This is a genomic window from Oceanisphaera sp. IT1-181 (genome assembly GCF_033807535.1).
Lineage (GTDB): Bacteria > Pseudomonadota > Gammaproteobacteria > Enterobacterales > Aeromonadaceae > Oceanimonas.
Map to the genome: position 1 here is coordinate 1,759,500 of NZ_CP136856.1, position 22,460 is coordinate 1,781,959.

Below are 22,460 nucleotides of genomic sequence, written 5' to 3' on the forward strand. Positions count from 1 at the left end.
GTTAAAATAGTAGTTCATGATTTTTAAAGCCGACCGCGCCCTGCAGTCGGCTTTTTTGTTAACGGCAAGTATGTTTTAAGGTATTTGTAGCCGGCCGTCTCTTTGGTAAAGAGGACTTCGGCGGTCCTGCTTTATTAAATCATCCTGCTTCGCAGGACCGGCGAATAAATTGCCGGCTACAAGATCGTAAATTTCCTCCCTAAACCACATATTTCACTAGAACACAAAACTACGTATCACTTAACATTATGTTTAATAGAAATAGATTACCTTTGATATTGCTGACTATTACGCTGCCCGTTACGCATTAAACTAAAAAAATTCAGATGACTAGCCACTCTGTATCTCAGGATATCTACAGAGCTAACTGCTTGACATGACTCAGTCATATGATACATTTTCTCGGTATTGACAAGCATTATCATTATCAACTGTATTGCAGACCTCTCATTACCTTAAGGATCTTACTATGTCGAATGCTCGCCGTCGCTCCCTTAAACTCAGCACCTTGGCGCTCTCGACTATGCTGCTTTTTAGCCCACTGAGCGCCAATGCGGCGTTAACTATTTATAATGGCCAGCATAAAACCGCCACCCTCGCCTTGATTGACGCCTTCACCGAACACACTCACATTAAGGTGGAAACCCGCCAAGGTTCGAGCAATGAGTTGGCGCACCAAATCGTGGAAGAAGGCAAACGCTCACCCGCAGATATTATTTACACCGAAGAATCGACGCCTTTGATCATGCTGGCCAACCAAGGCTTGCTGGCAACACTCGATGACAAAGCATTAAACAATATCCCAGCCGAATACCGTGACCAAAATGGCCAATGGGTGGGCTTATTGGCGCGCTCACGCGTGATTGCCTACAACAAAGACCGCACTTCAACCGATAAACTGCCCACTTCGGTGTACGACCTCACGGATGCGAAATGGAAAGACCAGTTTGCCTTCGTTAAGACCAGTGGCGCCTTTCAAAAGCAGCTGTCGGCCATGATCAAACTGGACGGTCGTGAACAAGCCAAGGCTTGGTTAGAAGGCTTACAGAAAAACGGCAAAGAATATCGTAACAATAAGGCGGCGTTAGATGCCGTTGAACGCGGTGATATTCCGTTTGCACTAATTAACAATTACTACTGGGACAGCATGGCCCGCGAGCAAGGTGCAGCTCAGCTCAAGTCTGGACTCTACTTCATGGGTACCCATGACTTAGGCGACTTAATTACCGTCTCTGGCGCGGCTATTTTAAAATCAAGCAACAACCAAGACGAAGCACAGCAGTTTATGGCCTTTGCCACCAGTGAAGCCGGCCAGCAGATCCTGACCGACAACAGCGCTCAATATCCGCTTAACTCTAAAGTAGATACCCATGGCTTAAAGCCGTTTTCTGAGCTGACTCCGCCGAACGACACGCTAGATCTAGGCGAATACAGCGACGGTAAAGCCGCCATTGAACTGCTGCAAGAAGTGGGTTTACTGTAACGCTTCTATAAATACTCAGTTCCACGGAAGGAATAACGCACATCAAATGACCAAAGCCGGAGGCGTTAGGATGCCTCCGGCTTTTTTGTAACTTTGGTTTAAAAATTATTTTATTGCTCAGGACCGGCGAAGTCCTCTTTATCAAAGAGACGAGCAGCTACAGAACATCGATTCTTTTGTAGTGTGGCAACTTGTTCGCCACGGTTTTGTGTTGATTGTTAAACCCGCCAGCTACGCTGGCCTGCCGAAGTCCTCTTTACCAAAGAGACGGGCAGCTACAAGACCCGTAATAGAGAACTTTAATGTCTAGTCAAATCATGGTTAAAAATCGCACCAAAGCTGTCCCTCTTGGCCTAATGGTGCCGGTTATCTTGTTGGTACTGCTCACCAGCTTGCCGCTGTTGTACATTATCATACGGGCTCAAGAAGCGGGCTGGAATCACGCCATGAGCCTGATTTTTCGGGCGCGGGTTTATCAGCTGTTACTCAATACGCTACAGCTACTGGCCGTGGTCACCGTACTCAGCACCTTGATAGGTGTGACTACCGCTTGGCTACTTGAGCGCACCGATGTACCCAAACGCAAGATCTGGAATGCCTTGGTCACCCTGCCCTTTGCAGTGCCGGCCTTTATTAGCAGCTACAGCTGGATTTCGCTCTTGCCCCAACTGGAAGGTTTTGGCGGTGCTGTGTTAGTACTGACCTTGTGTAATTACCCCTTAGTGCACTTGCCGGTAGCTGCGGCGCTGCGTGGCATGGATCCCGCATTAGAAGAAACCTCGCGATCCTTAGGCTTTAACCGCACCCAAACTTTTTTTAAGGTGATCTTACCGCAGCTGCGCCCAGCGTTGTACGGTGGCGCCATCTTGATTGCCTTGCACATGCTGGCGGAATTTGGTGCCTTGGCGTTTTTAAATTATGAAACCTTTACCACCGCTATTTTCGACCAATATTATGTGGCCTTCGACGGTGCCTCGGCGGCCATGTTAACGCTGGTTTTATTGCTATTGTGCTTAATGGTGATCGGGCTGGAATTATTACTCAGAGGCAAAGCCAATTACGCCATTGAGCGCAAAGGTTCGCCCGGCATGCAGCAATTGATCAAGCTTGGCTGGTGTAAGCCGTTGGCGGTATTAGGTTTAATGGCATTAGTGGCGCTTGCCGCCGGTGTGCCGCTGGGCATTATTAGCTTTTGGCTGCTGAATGGCACCTCAAGTGCTTTTCATGGCCAAGCAGTGTGGAGCGCCTTAACGACCACCTTAAGCTTTGGTTTTGGCGGCGCACTGTTAGCGATTGTGTTCGCCCTGCCGTTGGTATTTTTGGCGGTGCGCTATCAGGGCCGCTTGTCGATGATGGCCGAGCGCCTGCCTTATTTGATTCATAGCTTACCGGGCTTGGTGATCGGCTTAACCTTGGTATTTTTCGCCATTCGTTATGCTTTTCCTTTTTATCAAACCTCGCCTTTGCTACTGATTGGCTACGCCATGCTGTATTTACCCTTGGCCCAGTCGTCAATTCGCGCCGCCTTAATACAAGTATCTACACAAATAGAAGAGATGGCCCGCTCTTTAGGCAAAAGCGCCTTGAGTGTGTTTATGCGCATCACCTTGCCGTTGATCGCCCCCGGCGTAGGCGCGGGTTTAGCCTTAGTATTTTTACAAATAATGAAAGAGCTGACCGCCACCTTATTGCTGCGCCCCACCGGCGTGGACACCTTAGCCACAAAGGTGTGGGAGCACACGGCCAATGCGGAATACGGCGCTTCAGCGCCCTATGCGGCGCTACTGATTGTGGTCTCGGGCCTACCCGTTTACCTATTAACCATGCGCTCTTTTACCCGCAATACGGCTCACGCTTAAGTGTTTGGTTTAAGTTTTAGCTGAAGTTATCAGCTGGATTATCAGCTTACATGGTAGTACCTGCCTATTCTCTTGTAGGAGCCCGTCTCTTCGGCGAAGAGGACTTCGGCTCGGTTTTATGTTTTGGTTTAAATCTAAACCTCAGTAACAGCCAGCAAAGCTGGCCAGCCGAAGTCCTCTTTATTAAAGAGACGGGCTGCTACAAAACCCAGACCATTTGACCTTGGAGCCAGACCGGCAGCTACAAAAGAACAAACTGAAACAGGGCGCATAATAGCTGAGGTTCATAAGTAATCAGGAGGAATTATATGAAAAAATTGATCATCGACCGGGTCTCAAAACAGTTTTCTGAGGTGCAAGCACTCAGTAATGTTCATTTAGAGCTTGAAGAAGGCAAGATGCTGGCGGTATTAGGCCCTTCAGGTTGTGGTAAAACCACGCTGCTGCGCGCCATTGCCGGATTTGAAACCCCAGATGCAGGGCGCATTATCATTAATGGCCACACAGTCTTTGATGGCCAAACTAATACCAAACCTGAATATAGAAAAATTGGCTACGTGCCGCAACATGGGGTGTTATTCCCTCATCTAACCGTAGAGAAAAACATTGCCTTTGGTTTAAGTAGCGCCGATTCGAAACGGCAAACCAAGCAGCTAAAAGCTCTGCGCGTCAACGAGATGCTCGAGCTGGTGGGCATGGCCGGGCTTGGCCAACGTATGCCCCATGAACTTTCTGGCGGCCAACAGCAACGCATTGCACTGGCGCGCGCGCTAGCACCCTCACCGTCTTTAGTACTGCTAGATGAACCTTTCTCGGCGTTGGATGCGGGCCTGCGTATTGCACTGCGTGAAGAAGTGAAAGCCACGCTTAATGCCATCGGCGCCACTGCCATTATCGTCACCCACGACCAAGAAGAAGCCCTGTCGATGGCAGATTTAGTGGCTGTTATGCGCCGAGGAAAGTGCGTACAAGTCAGTGATCCGGTGTCGTTATACCAATACCCCACTGATATTAATGTCGCCAAATTTGTCGGTGACGCCATAGTGCTGCCAGCGGTCGTGGCCAACGGCAGTGTTCACAGTCGTTTTGGTACCTTAGCCCTAGCCGGCGGCTGTGCCACGGATTCTAAGTCCGCCACTATTATGATCCGCCCCGAGCAGTTTGTGGTTAGCCCTCCTAATGAACAGCAATTTGGCGGCCATGTGCTAAAAACCATTTATTATGGCCATAACGTCTTAGTACATTTAAAAACCGAAGAGCAATGGGGCGCCCAAGAAATTCAAATGCGCGTCAGCGGCACCCGCACCTTTAGCCCAGGTGAATACGTTGGCTTAAAAATAGAAGGTGCCGTGATGGCGTATGAATAAATCAGCGCCGAGCAAAAACATAAAACGGGGCCTTTGTAGCCGAACATGTATTCACTTGTAGCCCGCCGTCTCTTTGGTAAAGAGGACTTCGCGGGGCCAGCGTTGCTGGCGGGTTTAAAGATTTACGCCTGGGGCGTAATGCGCGAATAAATTTACGCCTACAAAAGAACTCTCTCTTGTAGCCGGCAACTTGCTCGCCGATCCAGCGTAACTGGCGGGTTTAAAGATTTACGCCCGGGGCGTAATGCGAGAGCAAGTGTTCGCCTACAAAAACCAAAATGTCCATTGTAGCCGCCCGTCTCTTTGATAAGAGGACTTCGCTGAAGAGACGGGCACCCTACAAAATAAAATGTTACTTGTAGCCGGCAACTTGTTCGCCGGGCCAGCGTTGCTGGCGGGTTTAAAGATTTACGCCCGGGGCGTAATGCGAGAGCAAGTGTTCGCCTACAAAAACCAAAATAAAACCGTGGCGAATAAATTGCCACACTACAAAAGAATCGATGTTCTGTAGCTGCCAGTTTATGCCCTTGTAGCCGCAAACACCTCCGCCCTTTGCTGTGCTGGGTACTTGCGCCGCTCTTGGCAGGCTGCTAGATTAATCACACCACTTAGTATGTTGGCATAATCAATGTCTACTCCAACCATGTTTACTCCAGCAGCACAGCTCAGGCACATCTTTACCGAGCTTGAACAAGTCCTCAATCACCTCACTCATTGGCTGGGTCAGCAAGCAGAGAGCGGCCTTGTTCAGGCTTGTTGTTTTACCCTGCCAGCCGTGGCCATGGGTGATGAACATGAGCCTGTTACACAAATTCCAGTGAGCCGGATTACGGGTGATGAAGCTCTCACGGCAGCGCTAAGCAGCTATCAGCAATGGTTTATTCAGCCTCACCATTCGGCCAAAGCCAGCTTTCGCCTGCCCGGCTATTTGCTGTTACCCACTGCGCTTAAACCGCAGCTGCAACAATATATTTCTCATATCAATGATTTAAAAAGCCAGTTTAAGGCCCAAGTGCAAGCCGCCGGTAGCCGCGACCAAAAATTTACTTTGGTGCACAATACGCTGCCGGGTTTGATCACCCTGCAAGTTTATCGCCATCTAGTATTACTGCCCCATGAGGCATCGCGCTTGGGGTTTACGTGGGCGAATAAACAAATCATTCAAAAGATCGATAAAGACGTACTGCTAGCCCAACTGATAACGGCCCGCATCACACCGCCGCCCCTCACGGACGCCCTCACCTGGCAACAATGTGTGGATCGTGAAATTTATGATGTGAAACGCCTCCCCAATAGCACAGAGCTAAGGTTGCGCCGCCCGGTGAAGACGCACCCTATGGTCAATGTGCGCTGGCAAGAAGAAATCAGCCCGCGCCAACAACAAGTGAAAGCCCATTTGCCACTATTATTATGCCAAGATGAAGTACCCGCCATCACTGAACTGGCTGATTATCCGCCCACCCAACAACGGGCGCGGCGCGCCGCGAGCATTACCGATGAGCCCTTGATCCCACGGCTGCATATTTATCCGTATCAGCCGAAGAAATAGCGTCCCCAAAACTTGTTCTTTCATGACCTAAGTTCGCCAATAAATGTGTATAGAAGCACTTTTTGCTAACTTTTTTAGTGATTTTTTTGCTGACAAGGCCGCAAAGCCATTTTGTAATGAGCGCGCAAATGTTATAACTAATGAGTTCCCGTTCGGGTTTATCACTTACGGATGTTATTACTAAGTTGGTAATAGCCTCTTTATCACAAGGATTGAATAACGCTATGTTTGAGAAGGTCACTGCTGCACCGGCCGACCCTATTTTGGGCCTCACCGACACTTTCCGTAACGATCCTCGAGCCCATAAAATTAACTTGGGCGTGGGCATTTATAAAGACGAAGCGGGTCAAACGCCGGTATTGCGTTGCGTCAAAAAAGCCGAAGCCCGTTTAGTTGCCGAAGAAACCACTAAAAACTACCTCAGCATTGAAGGTGTACACGCCTACGCCGACGTAGTACAAAAGCTGTTATTTGGTGCCAATGCCGCCATTATTAACGAGCAGCGCGCGCGTACCGCACAATCACCCGGTGGCACAGGCGCGTTGCGCATTGCCGGTGAGTTTATCGCCCGCCAGCTCGACACCAATACTATCTGGATTTCTAACCCTACTTGGGCCAACCACAGAGCCGTATTTACGGCTTCAGGTCTTGAGGTAAAAGAGTACGGTTACTACGATGCCGACGCCAAAGATCTCGACTTTGATGCCATGCTGGCAGATTTGGCCCAGGCCAAAGCCGGTGATGTGGTGTTGCTGCACGGCTGCTGCCATAACCCCACCGGCATCGACCCGACTCCGGCGCAGTGGGATCAATTAGCAAAATTGTCCGCCGAAAAAGGCTGGTTGCCGCTGTTTGATTTCGCCTACCAAGGTTTTGGTAAAGGCATAGACGAAGATGCCTACGGTTTGCGGGTATTTGCCGAGCTCAATAAAGAATTACTGATTGCCAGCTCGTTTTCCAAAAACTTTGGCATGTACAACGAGCGCGTGGGTGCGTTCACCTTAGTCGCTAAAGACGCAGACACAGCTAACACCTCATTTAGCCAAGTGAAAAGCATTATTCGCGCTATCTACTCTAATCCACCGGCCCACGGCGCCAACGTGATTGCGATGATCGCCGAAGACAAAGAATTGTATGCCGACTGGTTAGTAGAGCTGGCCGAGATGCGCGAGCGCATCCAAGAAATGCGTACTTTGTTCGTCGAGAAATTGGCCAGCCGCGGCGTAAATAAAGACTTTAGCTTTATTGCTCGCCAAAACGGCATGTTCTCTTTCTCTGGCTTAACCAAAGAGCAAGTAGCCCGCCTTAACGACGAATTCGCCATTTATATCGTAGGCTCAGGCCGCATCAGTGTGGCCGGCATTACCAAAAACAACATAGACGCCCTGTGCGACGGTATTGCCGCCGTTATCTAATGGCTTAATCGCATCAGCGCATAAAAAAACCCCGCAGTGCGGGGTTTTTTATTGGTTTTGTTTTGGTTTTGGTTTTGGTTTTGTTTTGGTTTTGTAGGAGCCAATTTATTCGGCTCGGGTTGGTTTTTGCCTTAAATCGCCAGCTGCGCTGGCCCCGCGAACAAGTTGCGGGCTACAAGGGCATTTGGTTTTGGTGGTGACGGGGTTAATTCTGTCGTAGTATCAAGCACTCATCGCTCAAAATATGACTCCGGACGTTCCATTGGTTGATATTGCACCGCCTCAACATATTCAGCCCTCTGCTCACAGTGCGCCGTTTAAGGTGTCGCGGCGGCGACTGCGCGTGTGCCACGAGTGCGACTTATTATTGGCGCTGCCGCGGTTAAAAAACGGCGAAAAAGCCGAGTGCCCTCGCTGCCAGCACACCTTAGTACGCCGGCGCACCAATCCGGCGGAGCGCAGCCTCGCCTTGGCGCTGGCTACCTTGGTCACCTTAGCACTGTCGGTGGCCTTTCCGTTTTTAAGTTTTAATATCAGCGGTATCGGTAATGGCATTGCCCTCACCGATACCGCCTCGGCACTGATGAATCTGCACTATCCGCTGGTGGCGTTAAGCGTGCTATTAACGGTGATCATACTGCCCTGCTTATACCTATGTAGCTTGGTGTGGTTGTGCGTGGGCATAACACAAAAAAAACTGTTGCCCAGAAGCCACCGTATCGCCCGTACTTTGGGTTACATGACGCCGTGGATGATGGCAGACGTGTTTGTGATTGGCACTCTGGTGAGCTTAATTAAAATCATCGGCATGGCCGAGATTGAGCTGGGGCTGTCATTTTGGACCTTTTGTGCCTACGCCCTATTGCTGGTATTTACCACGCAATCCGTAGACCGCGACTGGCTGTGGCAACACCTAGATCCTGAGCCAAAAGCGCCAAGCCAGGTACAAGCTGGCTTTTCAGCATCTTTGCAAGGCTTAGCCGGTTGTCATACCTGTGGGCTGGTTAACCGCGTGCCCAGTTCGGGCAAAGCCCTGTGTCAGCGGTGTGCCGAGCCCTTGCACCCTTATCGCGGCGTCAACAATCAGGCAAGTCTGGCGTTATTGTTCGCATCTATATTGATGTATTTACCTGCCAATCTGTACCCCATTATGGTGACCACCTCACTGGGTGACACCCAAGCCTCGACTATTTTGGGCGGCGTGCTGATGTTTTTTCAACACGGTGATTGGCCCATCGCCATTATTATTTTAACCGCCAGTGTGCTGGTCCCTGTTTGTAAAATGCTGGCCCTGTTGTGGCTCTGCTATATAGTGCGCCAACCTAAATCTGTGCTTAGCCCCTTGAATCGCAATAAATTGTATCGCATTACCGAATTTATTGGCCGTTGGTCGATGGTGGATGTGTTTGTGGTGGCCATTTTAGTGGCCTTGATCCGCAACGGTTCGTTAATGTCCGTGGAGCCCGGCGCGGCCGCGCTCTCGTTTACCGCCGTGGTTATCCTCACTATGTTAGCGGCCATTTTATTTGACCCGCGCAGCATTTGGTTGCACACCGCACCTGAACAAGTCCAACCTTCGCCTCACGCTCACTCAAGGCACGCTATTTCATCTACCAGCAAGGAAGAACCTCATGTCTGAACCCCAGCTCGCGCGGCGAAAGCTGCAGCGCTCATTATCTCCGGTCTGGATAGTGCCTATCGTGGCCATACTCATTGGCGCTTGGATGATTTACGACAACCTCAGCCGACTCGGCCCCTCTATTACGCTGATCATGGACAATGCTGAGGGCATAGAAGCAGGCAAAACCCTGATCAAGACGCGTAACGTAGAAATGGGTAAGGTCGAAAAAGTCAGTTTGTCTGACGACTTAAGCCATGCGGAGATTGTGGCCCGCATGAGCCCGCAAGCCGCCAAGATGCTGAACCAAGAAACTCAGTTTTGGGTGGTGAAACCCCGCATCGGCCGTGAAGGCGTCAGCGGTTTAGGCACTGTATTGTCCGGTGCCTTTATTCAGCTGTTACCGGGCAACAGTGAGATCGAAATAGACACCTTTCAGGTATTAGATCAGCCGCCGGTTGCCCCACCCGATGCCCCGGGTTTGCGGATCAACCTTACTAGTCAGATCGGTAATTCGGTATCTACCGGCGATCCGGTGAGCTATCAAGGCTTTACCGTAGGCCGCGTTGAAAGCAGCCAGTTTGATCCCGTCACCCGCGAGATGAGCCATCGCCTGTTTATACAATCGCCCTATGAAGGGCTCGTCACCAATAACAGCCGCTTTTGGACCGCCTCAGGCTTAGACATTCGCTTGGATTCTCAAGGCTTTAAAGTCAATGTGGGTTCATTAGAAGCCTTAGTAAGTGGCGGCATTACCTTTGGCGTACCCAGCAATATGAAAAAGGGCAATCAAGCGAAAGAGAACAGCAGCTTCGTACTGTTTAATGATGAAGACAGCGCCAAAGAAGGCCACTACCGCGACTACCTAGAATACGTACTGCTGGTGGACGATACGGTGCGCGGTTTAAGCGACAATGCCCCCGTAGAATATCGCGGCGTGCGCATTGGCACCGTGGTCAGCGTGCCTTGGAACTTCAGTGCCCCGCAGCCGGATTCATTAAGCCGCTTTGCCATTCCGATTTTGATCCGCATTGAGCCGCAGCGCTTTGACGACTCAGGCACAGAGATAGACATAGCAGATTGGAAGCAACGTCTGGAAGGCATGTTTGGCCATGGCCTGCGCGCTTCACTCAAAGCGGGTAACCTGCTCACGGGCGCCTTATTTGTGGACCTTAACTTCTATAAAGATGCACCGCCGTTTCAACACATGACCTTTGTTGAAAAGCCGGTGTTCCCCACCACCTCTGGTGGCTTTGCGCAAATTGAGCAAAAAGTGTCTAACTTGTTGGATAAACTTAATAACTTAGAAATTGAGCCCATCTTGAGCACCTTAAACACCACGCTGGCCAGCACCGAGCAAACCATGCGCAAGGTGAACGACATTGCCGCCTCGGTAGATAAGCTGCTCACGGATCCAGCCACATCACAGCTTCCCGCCAACGTGAACACCACCATGCGCCAGTTACGCGATACCTTGCAAGGCTTTGCGCCTGACTCTCAGGGCTATAACGAGCTGACGCAAACGCTGTCTCGCCTTGAAAAACTAATGCGCGATCTGCAGCCTGTGGTGCGCACCTTAAGTGATCAGCCCAATGCGCTCATCTTTAAGAAGAAATTATCACAAGACCCACAACCGAGGGCCAAACCATGATTCACAGGAATAAAATAGCAGCACAGAGCAAGCCGCGCCGCCTAACCAGCCTAATGGCCGCAAGCCTGCTCGGCGTTACCTTAATGGGGCTGGCGGGCTGCGCCGGCCCTGTGAGTGGCCCCACTACCTATCTGTTGCCCTCAAGCACCATGGCGCTCACTGCTAATCAGCAACTTGGTTATCAGCAATATGACAAGCGATTAGCCGTGATAGTGGCGCCGCTGCGCATTGCCGAGCACTTAGACAATGAAGGCATAGTGATGCAGCTCAACGACATTGAGGTGTATCAAGCACGGCAACATTTATGGGCTGAAAGCATTGGCCAACAGCTACAACAACAGCTGCAACAACGCCTCGCCCTCGCCCTGCCTAACGCGCAAATCATCAGTAAAGGCCAACCCGTGCAAGCGGGTGTGCCAGTGCGCGAGTTACGCCTACAAGTGAACCGTTTTCAAGGGCAACAAAGCGGAGATGCACTGGCCGAGGGCCAATGGCAGTTATTGGATGGCAGCGGCCAACTGCTTAAACAGCGCAGCTTTAGCGTAACCGCCCCCTTAGCCGATAACGGCTACCCCGCCCTAGTGCGCGCCCTTGGTCAGGCCTGGCAACAACAAGCAGATGCGTTAGCAAAAGAGCTAGCCTCAAGCCAGCGCTAGGCGCCGAGCACCAAGCATAAGGCCCACAGCAACATAGTTGCAGTGGGCCTTTTTTTGTAGCCGGCTGTTTTCCCTTGTAGCCGGCTGTTTGAAAAACAAAACCCAAAACCGTGGCGAAGTCCTCTTCGCTGAAGAGACGGCCACCTACAAAAGACATCGCACTTGTAGCCCGCAATTTATTCGCGGGGCCAGCGTAGCTGGCGGGTTTTATAGCAGAACACAACAGCAAAACCGTGGCGAAGTCCTCTTCGCTGAAGAGACGGCCACCTACGAAAGACATCGCACTTGTAGCCCGCAATTTATTCGCGGGGCCAGCGTAGCTGGATGGTTTTAAATCAAAAAACAAAACCGAGCCGAATAAATTGGCTCCTACAAAAGATCGAAAAATCAAACCGTGCCTCAACCTTTTTACCTACGACACGGCCACCTACAAAAGATCGAACAACACCGTACGCCTGCACCACACCGCTCTTGCGGCTACACTCACCTCTCATGCCCATTATTCAAGGACGAATAATGACTTATCAAGATGCATTAGCAGGCAGAGTCTCTTTGCCGCAGCAAATTTATCATATTACGCTGTGCACTTATCAACGCCAGCCCGTGTTTACCTGTTTTGCTACAGGCCGCCTTATCGCCCATCAACTTAAAGACGCACAAGCGCAACGCCATGCGTTATCACTGGCGTGGGTCATCATGCCCGATCATCTGCACTGGTTAATGCAATTAGAAGAGACCTGCTCATTGGATCAGGTATTAAAACGGCTAAAAGCGCGCTCGGCGCAGGCGGTGAATCGGCATTTAAACCGCACCGGCCCGCTGTGGCAAACGGGGTTTCATGAACATGCACTGCGAAAAGAAGAAGACATCAAGCAGATAGCGCGTTACATCATCGCTAACCCGCTACGCGCAAAGCTGGTGACAAAAATAGGGGATTATCCCTTATGGGACGCCGTTTGGTTATGACCGATTGGCCACATGCATTTGTAGCCCGCAACTTGTTCGCGGGGCCAGCGTAGCTGGCTGGTTTTAGATCCAACCCTAAAACAAAACCGCAGCGAATAAATTGCTGCCTACAAAACCCCAAAACCAAATGACCTTGTAGCCGCCCGTCTCTTTGGCAAAGAGGACTTCGGCGGTCCGCGTTAGCGGATGGTTTTAAAATCGAAAACCAGAACAAAACCGTGGCGAATAAATTGCCACCTACAAAAGACATCGCACTTGTAGCCCGCAATTTATTCGCGGGGCCAGCGTAGCTGGATGGTTTTAAATCAAAAAACAAAACCGGCCCGAATAAATTGGGCCCTACAAAACCCCAACCTCAAAACCAAATATCCCTTGTAGCCGCCTGTTTCCCTTGTAGCCGCCAATTTATTCGGCGGTCCGCGTCAGCGGATGGTTTTAAATCAAAAAACAAAACCGTGGCGAAGTCCTCTTCGCTGAAGAGACGGCCACCTACAAAACCCCAAAACCAAATGCACTTGTAGCCCGCCGTCTCTTTGATAAAAAGGGCGCCGCTGCCCTGTCCAACCCACAATAGTCGTTAACGCACCGCGGCACGGCGGTTAAACACCCGATCGTTAGCGCGCATCCTCATCTCTAACATGAATCTCAAATTCGCAGTCGGCAGAGCCAAGCGGGCACCATTATAAGGTTGCAGCCATTTGAGCACTTCCAGCGCCACATCGAATGTGGCAGCCTGTGGATATTCCGCCACGCTGATGCCGTCAATCTCCAAGCCATCATTGTCTATGGCCAACGTGGGAGGTGTCGCATCATGGGGCTTGATCGCAGTTGCAGTAATTGTGGCATTATTCGCAACATCACCGGCAAAACTAAAGTGATCCTCGTCAAGTACCGCATGCTTGCCACTATCGAAGTAATACAGCTTGCCTGTGATATGGCCATCGGTATTTATCGGCAGCTCGATATCTGCTAAATGCAAATAACCAAAGCGCAGCCAGGCATTGTCTGCTAACTTCACTTTGGTACTGCCAGATAATGGCTTACTAGGGTTAGAGCTTATCGCATCTTCAGTAATGCTAATATTTAGTTTTAATTCCTGCTGTATTTTTTGTGCCGGTACGGCTTTTACTTTAGCGAACAGCAATTTTAGTTCATCTGTAAGCTCAATAGTATGAGTACCTGGCGTATCTATAAAGTCAGATTTATCTAAATCAACCTTACCGGCATCTAGGTTATCAATGGTTAACTCATTATCACTATCGTTTACCACAGACAATTGCAAATTTTTATTTAGCATCAAACCTTTGGCAAATTCACCACTGTAACTGGGTAAGTCACATAGTGTACCTGCTTGGCCAACGGCACAGCCATTAACGATAAATTCAGGATTTATCATAAATCCATTAGGCTTACCCCGATAAGCAATACCATCTGTTATCACTCCCGGAACGCCTTGAATGAATAAACTGTCCGGCACGGTACGGCCAACAATAGCACTAGAGCCCTTTGTTAATTTATTTCCACAGCCACCGTTATCAAGAGCACAATATGCAGTAACAGAAGCAGTAATCAAGCCGACTTGAGTAAAGTTAGACATTCCACCAGAAGAACGAACACTTCCATTAATTTTTAATGCATCTTCTCGGTCAAATGTATAACCTAAAAGTTTACTTGATTGTTTAGTTGCCTCTGTATTAAAAAAACCATAGGTGATGAAGCTCGGTTCGACTTTACTTTCCTCTCCAGCCTTAGCCAATACGGGGCAGCTTGAGTGTGCCTCATATTTAAATGAGCCTGGGTATACTGGGCAGCCAGACACAGACTGTACCTCGATCTTATAAGGCACAAAATTTAGGTTAGCGTTCAGAGAGGGAGCGGTTTGACCTGCTATCTGAGGAGTTAGCGTCAAGTTAAGCGGGCCTGCAAGATCATATTTAATATAAAGTGGCTTGTTCAGCGGCAGAGTAATGTCGCTATTGTTTTTTAACTCTATATAGTCGCCTGTTTTACCAACCTCTTTATAGAAGATATATCCATCGCCATAATTTACCTTAAATATTTTTTGTTTGTCGGTAGAGACATCTGTACTTTCAATGATTATTTTTGCCGCGTTTTCATCTTCGCCAAATACATAGCCCACTGTATCGTTCGCTTGCAGTGTGATTTCTTCTTTATCTTCTTCACCAAACCAATCGAAGTTATATGAACAACCGCTAATAACAGCGTTACCTTTCATGTCAAGATGCTTGCTACTAACTGCACCGCACAGGTTTTGACCTGGCGTCTGTACAAGTACCGTGCCTGTTGAATAGAGATAACCATAAAATTGACCTTCTATGTCAACATCGCCATTAACAAACACTAGCGAGCCATTAGTTTTATCTCCGAACGTCCCACCATTTTTGATATCTAAATCACCATTTATGATATGGATAGTCTTTTCTTCCAACCCATAGTTTTCTTTATTATCAACTGTAACACCACCACCCTCTTTAATAGTGATGCCTATTTTTTCCCTAACAGAAGCAAAATTAACAGTAGATGTTTTATTGAAGTTGACGGGTATAATACATTGTTGTCCGTAACATGTATTATCACTTATCTTCTGTTGGCCTTGATTATTAAAGTTCACTTCCCCAGGGTTATTTGTATTACCTACACCAGTGATTTTTGCATGAGAGTTCATGGAAATTGTCCCATCTTCGGAATGGCTTTGCACTGTATAGGGAAAAACATCTTTGATGGTCTGAGCCTGACTAAATGCGCTCCAAACTAAAGAAACCAACAATAAAAATTTTAAATACTTCATTCAATAGCCTTAATTTCTACATTGCTGATCATCAAGCATTGACCGGTATTATATGTTTCGGTGACCATGGTATTCATTTGACTAACACCGGCGTCATTATTGGTTGGCAAAACGCTCATGCTGCTCACACAGCCGCCGATGAGTGCGGCCAGCCGAGCGTCACTAAAAAATACGCGCAACGACAGGCGGCCACTGTGCGTGGCATTAAGATGGGTATTATTAGGATTCACCAAAACTCATAGAATACGTGTAAAACTCGTGGCTAAAGCGGAAAATGTGAGCAATTGCTGGTAGTGGTAGATTTTTGATGGTCAATATCAACGCAGATTGCCCTGCCCCTGAGCTAGCCACTGTTGAGCGGGGCAAGATATCAAACATTCTCCTCAGCGCATAAGGTTTTTTGTTTTTTAGATTGTTCACAAAACAGGGCCAAACCTGCTCCGCCGTCAAACGCCGCCGGTTGGTCTTAAAAAATTCGAGATTTTTAGCCATGGAATACACGGAAAAACACGGAAGGTAAAACGAACAAAGAGGGGGAGTGATTAAAGCCTGACAGTAGCTCGCGGGGGTAACTAGGTAAAGAGCTGGGGGAGATAGCTTGATCGGTAGCTAACTGGGTAAGGTAAGTAGATAGATAGATAGATAGATAGATAGATAGATAGATAGATAGATAGATAGATAGATAGATATTTACAGATAAGCAGGTTACGACTTAAATTAACGGGTGCAGATAACTGCACCCGTGAGGTTATGCTGCTGAGACCGGTCAGTTTGGCTCCGTTTCAGCTAATGATATTGGTTAATGCACCAATTCGCGGCGGTTAAACACCCGGTCGTTCGCGCGTTTGCGTGCGTTTGGTGTGATATGGAGCCGAGCGGGGTCTATTAGGCCTTCGCCATCGATTTCAGCCACCCTCGGCACTAGCCAATTTGCGTGCATAACCTGTACTTGTCCCAACCAGCCATCAGGATGTGGATATGCATCTACCTTGAGTACTTTATCTAACACGGTTATTGTAGGTGACTGGCTCGGCGGTGACTGGATCGTCGTCTCTATAACATCCGGAACACTTGTTGATAACCGATAAGGAAAAACCGTGTCTCGCTGTATACTCCCATCCTCCGCATAATAATTTAAATGGGTTTGCATATAACCCGTCTCGCCCGTCGGTAACTCAAGATCGTCGATGGTTAAAAACCCATAACGCAGTTTAGGCTTGTCATGGGTGTATAAGTGAGCCTCTAACCCGCCCCCAACGGACTCAGGCTTTATATTATCTTGAGGTACCTCGACAACTAATTTTAAACGCTGGATTATATCTTGCTCCCCCTTTATGTCGTCTTTGGTAAATACTAATCGCATAAACTTGGAGGGTAAAATAGTATGGATGCCAGATTCATAGGGGCCAGTATGTATATATCGGTTTAACACTATCTTAACTGGGTTCTTGTTTGATTCGCTTGTCTTGATCATTAGCTCTGCATCGAGATCGTTGCCCGCAGAAAACCTAACATTGTTGCCCAACGTTAAGCCTTTGGCAAACTCGCCACTGTAACTATGTAACTGCGTACAACCGTCTCTGGTCGGGTCAACGGCGCAGCCTATAATTTCAAACCTGGGCGGTCTGGGCCAACCGGACATTTCATTAAATCCCACCTCATGGGCACGGTAAACAACATCGTTTGCCAAGTCTCCAGCAAAGGCGGTCACCTTTAGGCGATCCGGCACGGTGCGCCCCAAGACTCGGCTATCACCATAGGTGGGTATTACTCCCACACCCTGCGCATTTTTACCGTGAACTGTATAATGATCTTGTACTGTCGCTTTGATCAAACCTACATGCTGTGATCGGTAGGGCAACAAATGGCTGCCTTTATCACCTGTGTTATTAAAGTTAAGCATCATATCAGTGGTAATCTCCTTATAAGGAGGTTCCTCTTCTTCATTAATTTTAGGATTACCCTCGAAAAATTCAGAAATTGTCACTAGTCTCTCTGAATTATTAGCCACGTAATTGGTAATCACTTTGTCACCTTCACCATAGGCTTGCAATCTCAATGGGATCTCTGCGCCCGCTTTACCTAATACAGGGCAGGTAGCGTGCTGAGTTACATAATTAAATTTATTGTCCTCGCTACCACAGTCTATTGCGTGATCTGCATTTTGTACCCAGGCTATCTTTTTAGGTACAAACCTTATTTTGGAGCGGTATAAAACGCCTGGGTTATTTACATCTTGCAACTCCAACTCAAAGGTTGCGGCATTATTATGGGTAACCTTTAATGGTCGCTGTAATCCTGTTGAGCCTAATTCAAGAACTTGTGCACTAGCTCTAACTGTTGTTAACCCCTCAGGACCTTCGTAGTTCACAATTTTAAAGTCATCGGCTTGCGATGAAGGAACATCGGGTGCAGCGAGGGCTGTTGCCTCACCATATACATAGCCATAATCATCTGCATTTTCATAACACAGAGTACAATTATTGAGGCGAAGGCCATCAACAAAACATGTTAACGGGGGTGAGCCATCGGGCAAAGGCATGACGCCAAAGGTGTGGTTATTAATTGCAAAGGTCGTGCATTTACCAAGAGTGCTCCCTAGCGGTTGAGTCTTTGTGCCTGTGCTGTTAATTTCTGAAAATGTAACCAAATTGTCACTGATACCACCATGTATGTTTTTGACAACAAGGTTATTAACTGTTCCTGTAAACTTATAATGACAGTTATTATCCGCACAGGCAGACGCGGTCAGTTCATTACTATGGGGAAGATAATTAATCTGATAATGGTCCATACCAGAAAACAGCTTGCGGTCCTCTATAATACCTTGTTTGTTGAATAAGCTACCTACATTCACGCCGCCATAAACTTTAGCGTGCGACTCCATCGCCAGGTGGTTTGGCGTATATAAATAACCATAAAACGTAGTATTATTTTTCATTCCCACTCCCTTTGGGAGGTTGTCAGTATGCTGTAACACTAACAATGACTTACCTACTTCACCTATTACAGAGCCACCACTTGGGTCATCCACAGGGCCACTACCTGATATTTCAATTTGATTATTTACATTGATAATTGCTCGGTTAGCGGCCAGAGTAAGTTTAGAGTTTTCTGCTACTGTTAGAGTATCAAACCAATGTTGCTCACCTGCAAGCTGCAAAGCAGAACCACCTTTAACTAACACCCCACCTGCTTGCATATTACCATTAACATATGCTGAGGCGGAAGCATCCAGTTCAACCCCCCCTTTAGCAATTAAACTCCCATGAAACCTTGATGAATCCTGAAAGTAAACAACTCGATTATTATTGGAGTGAACAATAATATTTATTGGCCTATCAGCGGTACCAAGAGTTGATTTACCCGTTACAGTTACAGTGCCCGTGACGTGAATAGTAACGGGGCCAGAGCCATCACCTAATATTTTAGCGCCTGATGCTATTGTTAAAGAATCAGCCTTATACGTACCCGCTGCATAGTTTACAACCGCACCCGCGCTAACACTAACAGCGCCTAAATTTTTTCCTGCAGAACGTTGATCAAAGCTTTTAAAATTCAATGTCCAACTTGGGGATACAGCTTGGTACTTATTTCCAGCTACTTCACAGGTAGAACTATCACATGTATTAACAATCCCGCCAAAGTTAATTGTCTTAAATTCTAGCTTGCGATTATTGGTCCCAATGATTTTGGCGTCATGAAGTCCAACCTGACTATCCCTCTTATTACCCTGAGCAGCAAAAGGAAAAGCTTTCTGAATATTATGGTTGGTTAGGTTTTGATTAGCAAAAGCGAACAATGGGGCAAGACAAAAAATTAACCAAGCACTTTTTAATTTATTCATTTAATCACCTCAACTTCAATGTTTCGGATTACGGTTAACTGGTCAGACTCACATTTGGCGGTCGCGGAAATATTGATTTGTTTGGTGAGCGTCTCACCATCTGTGTCGATACTTTTAATATAGGCGTCGCAACCATTAATCACCGCTGGCGTTCCCTCAACTGCTACTTTTGGGGCACTAATATTCGCTAATGAAACAAAAATCTGTTTTTCTAATATTGACTCTGCCGCCAACCGTGCTTTAAAGGCTTGCACTTCATAAACCAATTGCTGGCTGCTTTGGTTAGATAAGGTAGCAAGGCCGGCCATAAGTGCGCCCATGACTAAGATAATAAAGATCACGCTTATTAGCATGCTGCCACGTTGGCGGGCGTGGCGGCGAATAGCTAAGTTAAGGTCCATAAGCCACCTGAAACTGGTTGGGTAATACCAAGTTACCGTCTTGGGTTTTGAGTGACAAAGACATCACCAATAGCTGCAACCGTTCGTTATAAGGTTTAAATTTGCTATCGGTGCTAAGTTTGCTCAACATCAAATCGTTGCGCGACCATGTTGCCTCCGTTTTTTCGGCTCGATACAACTCACTACCTTGCAAACAAAAACGCACTTGCCTTGGCTGCAGTAGCGTATAGCGCTTGCCCATGCCTTCTTTATCAAAACTAACGGTATCAGCAAATGCATTGCCAAACGTCAAGCGAGACTGCTTAGTGGTTTGATTTTTAAGCTTGGCCACATTAACTGGCAAGGTGTCCGGATAATCTTGCCACACGCTGGCACCACTGTCGGCACGTACCGCGATATTCACATCTGTAATAATATTTTCTTGCTGGGTCAGCGGAATAATAAACTGTGCCATTTTATTTTTCACTAAACCATCATAACTGCCGGCGGCCAATACCGGCACAAAAGACACACATTGGCCATTACTATCATCACTGATATAGACACTGGGGCTGTACGCCAAACTGAGCTCGCGCTTCATGCGCTCCATGGCAAAGCGGGCACCGGCTAAGGCTTGGGCGCGCTCGGCGGTACTCACATAACTGTGGGCCATATCGGCAATAAAACGGGTGCTAAAGATGGCGCTAATACCAATCAGCACAATCACAATCACCAGCTCTAATAAGGTAAAACCACGGGCCCTCATCGGAGGTTATACCTGTGTAGCTCAAAACTCAGGGTGTCACTGCTATCAATTGAGATAATCATGGTGATTTTTTTTATAAAAAGGTCTGGATCTGTTTTATCGTAACCTGGATTTAAGGGGGGGGGCAGCTTGACACAGGTGGTTACACTAAACCGCGAATACAGTTCAGGTGCATACATCCCAAGATCGCTGGCGAGTGTTTCCCCATCTATAGCACCTAATGCCCCGTTCTCGCCGTTATCACACCATTTCTGAAAATCGTCCAGCACAAAAAAGTCTTTAATATTGGTGGTACTGGCTTGGTGCACATTTTTACAATCTACGTCTGGGGTTACACCACAGCGGGTTTGCAGGTTGGGGTCATTATTAGTGTCGTATTTTACTGACCAGACTTGTTCGGCGAGCGCTTCGGCTAAGGATGCGGCTCTAAACTGAAATACCGGATCTAATTGCCGAGGTTGGCTGGCAAAAAACAGCCCTACTCCTACCAACACAATCGCCAATATGGTCAGGCCCAATACAAACTCAATGAGGCTAACGCCACGGCTGAAATAATAACGGCTAGGGGACATGAATATAGCCCTCGGGTTCGATGCGCACTATTTTGGAATCTATCGTAATATCCAGTGCGCCCAATTCTGTAAGCGCAATTACATTACCATTATTCTGAGGAATGATATGAGGACGACCGAGATAACTCTGTTCACTCAAATAATCGGTGCCGCTGGCCGGTGGTAGACCAAATTGCACCACCAAAGCGCGATAGGTTGAAGACGGTGATTTTAGTTTGATGTTGAGGTCTTTTTTACCTAAAAATAGCCCTTGCTGCTCGGCGGTTTTCAGCTCGCTATCACTCAATAACTCTGCCGTATTACAATCTTTAGCAAGCGAGAAACCACTATTCGTTATTGCCACCCGACCACAACGCGTGCTGCCACTGCTGCTATCTAACGCCTCAGGGTCGTTCATGGCCCTGAGCTGTGCTTGGCGCAATAAGCCCACTAGGTTATCTGCTTGCAGGCGCTCTTCAAACTGACTGTTAATCGCTAACCGCGGCGCGACTACGGCACCTAGAATACCCACCAGTACCAGCACTAATATCATCTCGATCAGGGTAAAGCCCAACGACTTAAATTGCCTGTTAGGGTAAGCGAGGTTATGTAATGGCGATGGAGTGTGGTTCAATAAAGCATCTCGTTATTGTTCATAGCTAGCGTCCTTGTAGCAAGTGCTTAAGCCCGGGGAAAGCCTAGTTTGAGTGCAGTAATATTGGGATCAGCTTATAGCTAAAAAAAGGGTTCCAAAATAGGGCTAAAAGTTATTTTTCTTTAAAACTATACGGTAAATAAAGTTGTATTAGATGTCTTCGTTAGCCCAGCAAGTTAGCTAACGCTAGCCAAGAGACCCGAAAAATAAGGCGGCCTAAGCCGCCTTGCTTAATATCAAGTACTAATTAACAACCCTTAGTGAAAGCTGTCACTGTCGCTGTTTTTGTTTCAGTAACAGCGGCGTTTCCATCTTCCCCACCACCCGTAGTTGCTTCTGCACGTGCCTGTGTATATTCCACTTGACATTTTTTATCATTATCCGTTGCAGCTGATGTATCACGGTTTTTCGGAGAGAGTATTAATGGCTTAACATTAGTGCCTGGAGTGATAGTATAAGAAGATGAGAGTGACCCATGGTCTTGTAACATAAGCAGGATACCCGTATTAGTTGCAATAGGATAACCATTGTAAAAAGCAACATTAGTCCCATCGATATCTACGGCAGCCGCTGAACCTTTATCTTGACCGAGTAAAATAGCTTTAGTATGGGCTAAATTTGCTGCAGACTGGATTGAGCTTTTTAATGCGTTAATGTTAGCTTTATAAGCATCACCTTGCAGATTCAAAAACTTAGGTGCAGCTACGGCACCTAATATGCCTAAAATAACTATTACTATCACTAATTCAATCAGGGTAAAACCCGCGCTTTTTCTCATGTTCGCTTCCTTGTTTTCTTGGTTAATTTTCTTGGTTAGTTTTCTTGGTTAATTTTCTTAGTTAAGTAAGGCTGGGCTAAATGCTCAGCATTTAGGTTTACAACATTATA

Annotated in this window: 18 protein-coding genes; 9 read left to right on the forward strand and 9 right to left on the reverse strand. The window is 47.6% G+C overall.

From position 1 onward, the window contains the following. Window positions 1-469 precede the first annotated feature (469 nt). The 9 genes from R0134_RS07965 to R0134_RS08005 all read left to right on the forward strand — a co-directional run bounded on the left by R0134_RS07965 (window position 470) and on the right by R0134_RS08005 (window position 12,564). Complete coding sequence (locus R0134_RS07965) at window positions 470-1,483, forward strand: extracellular solute-binding protein (RefSeq protein ID WP_319784250.1); 1,014 nt, start codon at window positions 470-472, stop codon at window positions 1,481-1,483. 302 nt (window positions 1,484-1,785) lie between these two features. Further along, entirely contained in the window at window positions 1,786-3,342 is a 1,557-nt protein-coding gene (locus tag R0134_RS07970) for an iron ABC transporter permease (RefSeq protein WP_319784251.1), read from the forward strand. A 308-nt stretch (window positions 3,343-3,650) separates the two neighbouring features. After that, the gene (locus R0134_RS07975; protein WP_319784252.1) at window positions 3,651-4,709 is read left to right on the forward strand and encodes an ABC transporter ATP-binding protein; all 1,059 of its coding nucleotides are present in this window, start codon (window positions 3,651-3,653) and stop codon (window positions 4,707-4,709) included. Window positions 4,710-5,337: 628 nt separating this feature from the next. Beyond that, window positions 5,338-6,258: a DNA replication terminus site-binding protein gene (locus R0134_RS07980; protein ID WP_319784253.1), complete on the forward strand. Its 921-nt coding sequence runs from the start codon at window positions 5,338-5,340 to the stop codon at window positions 6,256-6,258. A 224-nt stretch (window positions 6,259-6,482) separates the two neighbouring features. Continuing rightward, on the forward strand, window positions 6,483-7,673 hold the full coding sequence (locus R0134_RS07985; RefSeq protein ID WP_319784254.1) for an amino acid aminotransferase: 1,191 nt from the start codon (window positions 6,483-6,485) through the stop codon (window positions 7,671-7,673). A 244-nt stretch (window positions 7,674-7,917) separates the two neighbouring features. Continuing rightward, window positions 7,918-9,312, forward strand: coding sequence for a paraquat-inducible protein A (locus R0134_RS07990; RefSeq protein ID WP_319784255.1), 1,395 nt, complete (start codon window positions 7,918-7,920; stop codon window positions 9,310-9,312). Next, on the forward strand, window positions 9,305-10,942 hold the full coding sequence (gene pqiB, locus R0134_RS07995) for an intermembrane transport protein PqiB (RefSeq protein ID WP_319784256.1): 1,638 nt from the start codon (window positions 9,305-9,307) through the stop codon (window positions 10,940-10,942). The genes R0134_RS07990 and pqiB overlap by 8 nt, the downstream gene beginning before the upstream one ends. Continuing rightward, window positions 10,939-11,598 (forward strand): membrane integrity-associated transporter subunit PqiC, encoded by a 660-nt coding sequence (locus R0134_RS08000; protein WP_319784257.1) that lies wholly within the window; start codon window positions 10,939-10,941, stop codon window positions 11,596-11,598. Before pqiB ends, R0134_RS08000 begins: the two co-directional genes overlap by 4 nt. A gap of 516 nt (window positions 11,599-12,114) precedes the next feature. Continuing rightward, a complete protein-coding gene (locus R0134_RS08005) occupies window positions 12,115-12,564 on the forward strand; it encodes an REP-associated tyrosine transposase (RefSeq protein ID WP_319784258.1) in 450 nt (149 codons plus the stop codon). A 577-nt stretch (window positions 12,565-13,141) separates the two neighbouring features. Here R0134_RS08005 and R0134_RS08010 read toward each other — a convergent pair. From R0134_RS08010 to R0134_RS08050, 9 genes are all read right to left on the reverse strand, one after another. Continuing rightward, window positions 13,142-15,373, reverse strand: a complete 2,232-nt coding sequence (locus R0134_RS08010; RefSeq protein WP_319784259.1) for a DUF6701 domain-containing protein — start codon at window positions 15,371-15,373, stop codon at window positions 13,142-13,144. After that, window positions 15,370-15,603, reverse strand: a complete 234-nt coding sequence (locus R0134_RS08015; protein ID WP_319784260.1) for a hypothetical protein — start codon at window positions 15,601-15,603, stop codon at window positions 15,370-15,372. Before R0134_RS08015 ends, R0134_RS08010 begins: the two co-directional genes overlap by 4 nt. Continuing rightward, a complete protein-coding gene (locus tag R0134_RS08020; RefSeq protein WP_319784261.1) occupies window positions 15,593-15,865 on the reverse strand; it encodes a hypothetical protein in 273 nt (90 codons plus the stop codon). The genes R0134_RS08015 and R0134_RS08020 overlap by 11 nt, the downstream gene beginning before the upstream one ends. 307 nt (window positions 15,866-16,172) lie before the next feature. After that, a complete protein-coding gene (locus R0134_RS08025; protein WP_319784262.1) occupies window positions 16,173-19,220 on the reverse strand; it encodes a hypothetical protein in 3,048 nt (1,015 codons plus the stop codon). Then, window positions 19,217-19,621, reverse strand: a complete 405-nt coding sequence (locus tag R0134_RS08030) for a hypothetical protein (protein ID WP_319784263.1) — start codon at window positions 19,619-19,621, stop codon at window positions 19,217-19,219. Before R0134_RS08030 ends, R0134_RS08025 begins: the two co-directional genes overlap by 4 nt. Then, window positions 19,611-20,366 carry a type II secretion system protein gene (locus tag R0134_RS08035; protein WP_319784264.1) on the reverse strand — a complete coding sequence of 252 codons (756 nt, stop codon included), beginning with the start codon at window positions 20,364-20,366 and terminating at the stop codon, window positions 19,611-19,613. The genes R0134_RS08030 and R0134_RS08035 overlap by 11 nt, the downstream gene beginning before the upstream one ends. Next, window positions 20,363-20,938, reverse strand: a complete 576-nt coding sequence (locus tag R0134_RS08040) for a prepilin-type cleavage/methylation-like protein (protein ID WP_319784265.1) — start codon at window positions 20,936-20,938, stop codon at window positions 20,363-20,365. The genes R0134_RS08035 and R0134_RS08040 overlap by 4 nt, the downstream gene beginning before the upstream one ends. Continuing rightward, the gene (locus tag R0134_RS08045) at window positions 20,928-21,551 is read right to left on the reverse strand and encodes a type II secretion system protein (RefSeq protein WP_319784266.1); all 624 of its coding nucleotides are present in this window, start codon (window positions 21,549-21,551) and stop codon (window positions 20,928-20,930) included. The genes R0134_RS08040 and R0134_RS08045 overlap by 11 nt, the downstream gene beginning before the upstream one ends. Window positions 21,552-21,819: 268 nt before the next feature. Next, the gene (locus R0134_RS08050; protein ID WP_319784267.1) at window positions 21,820-22,350 is read right to left on the reverse strand and encodes a type II secretion system protein; all 531 of its coding nucleotides are present in this window, start codon (window positions 22,348-22,350) and stop codon (window positions 21,820-21,822) included. Window positions 22,351-22,460 lie beyond the last annotated feature (110 nt).

What these genes read in the sequence shown, in the direction of transcription:
- R0134_RS07965 (WP_319784250.1), top strand. Translation starts at nt 470, where the DNA reads ATGTCGAATGCTCGCCGTCGCTCCCTTAAACTCAGCACCTTGGCGCTC.
- R0134_RS07985 (WP_319784254.1), top strand. Translation starts at nt 6,483, where the DNA reads ATGTTTGAGAAGGTCACTGCTGCACCGGCCGACCCTATTTTGGGCCTC.
- R0134_RS07980 (WP_319784253.1), top strand. Translation starts at nt 5,338, where the DNA reads ATGTCTACTCCAACCATGTTTACTCCAGCAGCACAGCTCAGGCACATC.
- R0134_RS08040 (WP_319784265.1), bottom strand. Translation starts at nt 20,938, where the DNA reads ATGTCCCCTAGCCGTTATTATTTCAGCCGTGGCGTTAGCCTCATTGAG.
- R0134_RS07990 (WP_319784255.1), top strand. Translation starts at nt 7,918, where the DNA reads ATGACTCCGGACGTTCCATTGGTTGATATTGCACCGCCTCAACATATT.
- R0134_RS08010 (WP_319784259.1), bottom strand. Translation starts at nt 15,373, where the DNA reads ATGAAGTATTTAAAATTTTTATTGTTGGTTTCTTTAGTTTGGAGCGCA.
- R0134_RS08000 (WP_319784257.1), top strand. Translation starts at nt 10,939, where the DNA reads ATGATTCACAGGAATAAAATAGCAGCACAGAGCAAGCCGCGCCGCCTA.
- R0134_RS07970 (WP_319784251.1), top strand. Translation starts at nt 1,786, where the DNA reads ATGTCTAGTCAAATCATGGTTAAAAATCGCACCAAAGCTGTCCCTCTT.
- R0134_RS08005 (WP_319784258.1), top strand. Translation starts at nt 12,115, where the DNA reads ATGACTTATCAAGATGCATTAGCAGGCAGAGTCTCTTTGCCGCAGCAA.
- R0134_RS08035 (WP_319784264.1), bottom strand. Translation starts at nt 20,366, where the DNA reads ATGAGGGCCCGTGGTTTTACCTTATTAGAGCTGGTGATTGTGATTGTG.
- R0134_RS07975 (WP_319784252.1), top strand. Translation starts at nt 3,651, where the DNA reads ATGAAAAAATTGATCATCGACCGGGTCTCAAAACAGTTTTCTGAGGTG.
- R0134_RS08050 (WP_319784267.1), bottom strand. Translation starts at nt 22,350, where the DNA reads ATGAGAAAAAGCGCGGGTTTTACCCTGATTGAATTAGTGATAGTAATA.
- R0134_RS08020 (WP_319784261.1), bottom strand. Translation starts at nt 15,865, where the DNA reads ATGGCTAAAAATCTCGAATTTTTTAAGACCAACCGGCGGCGTTTGACG.
- R0134_RS08025 (WP_319784262.1), bottom strand. Translation starts at nt 19,220, where the DNA reads ATGAATAAATTAAAAAGTGCTTGGTTAATTTTTTGTCTTGCCCCATTG.
- R0134_RS08030 (WP_319784263.1), bottom strand. Translation starts at nt 19,621, where the DNA reads ATGGACCTTAACTTAGCTATTCGCCGCCACGCCCGCCAACGTGGCAGC.
- pqiB (WP_319784256.1), top strand. Translation starts at nt 9,305, where the DNA reads ATGTCTGAACCCCAGCTCGCGCGGCGAAAGCTGCAGCGCTCATTATCT.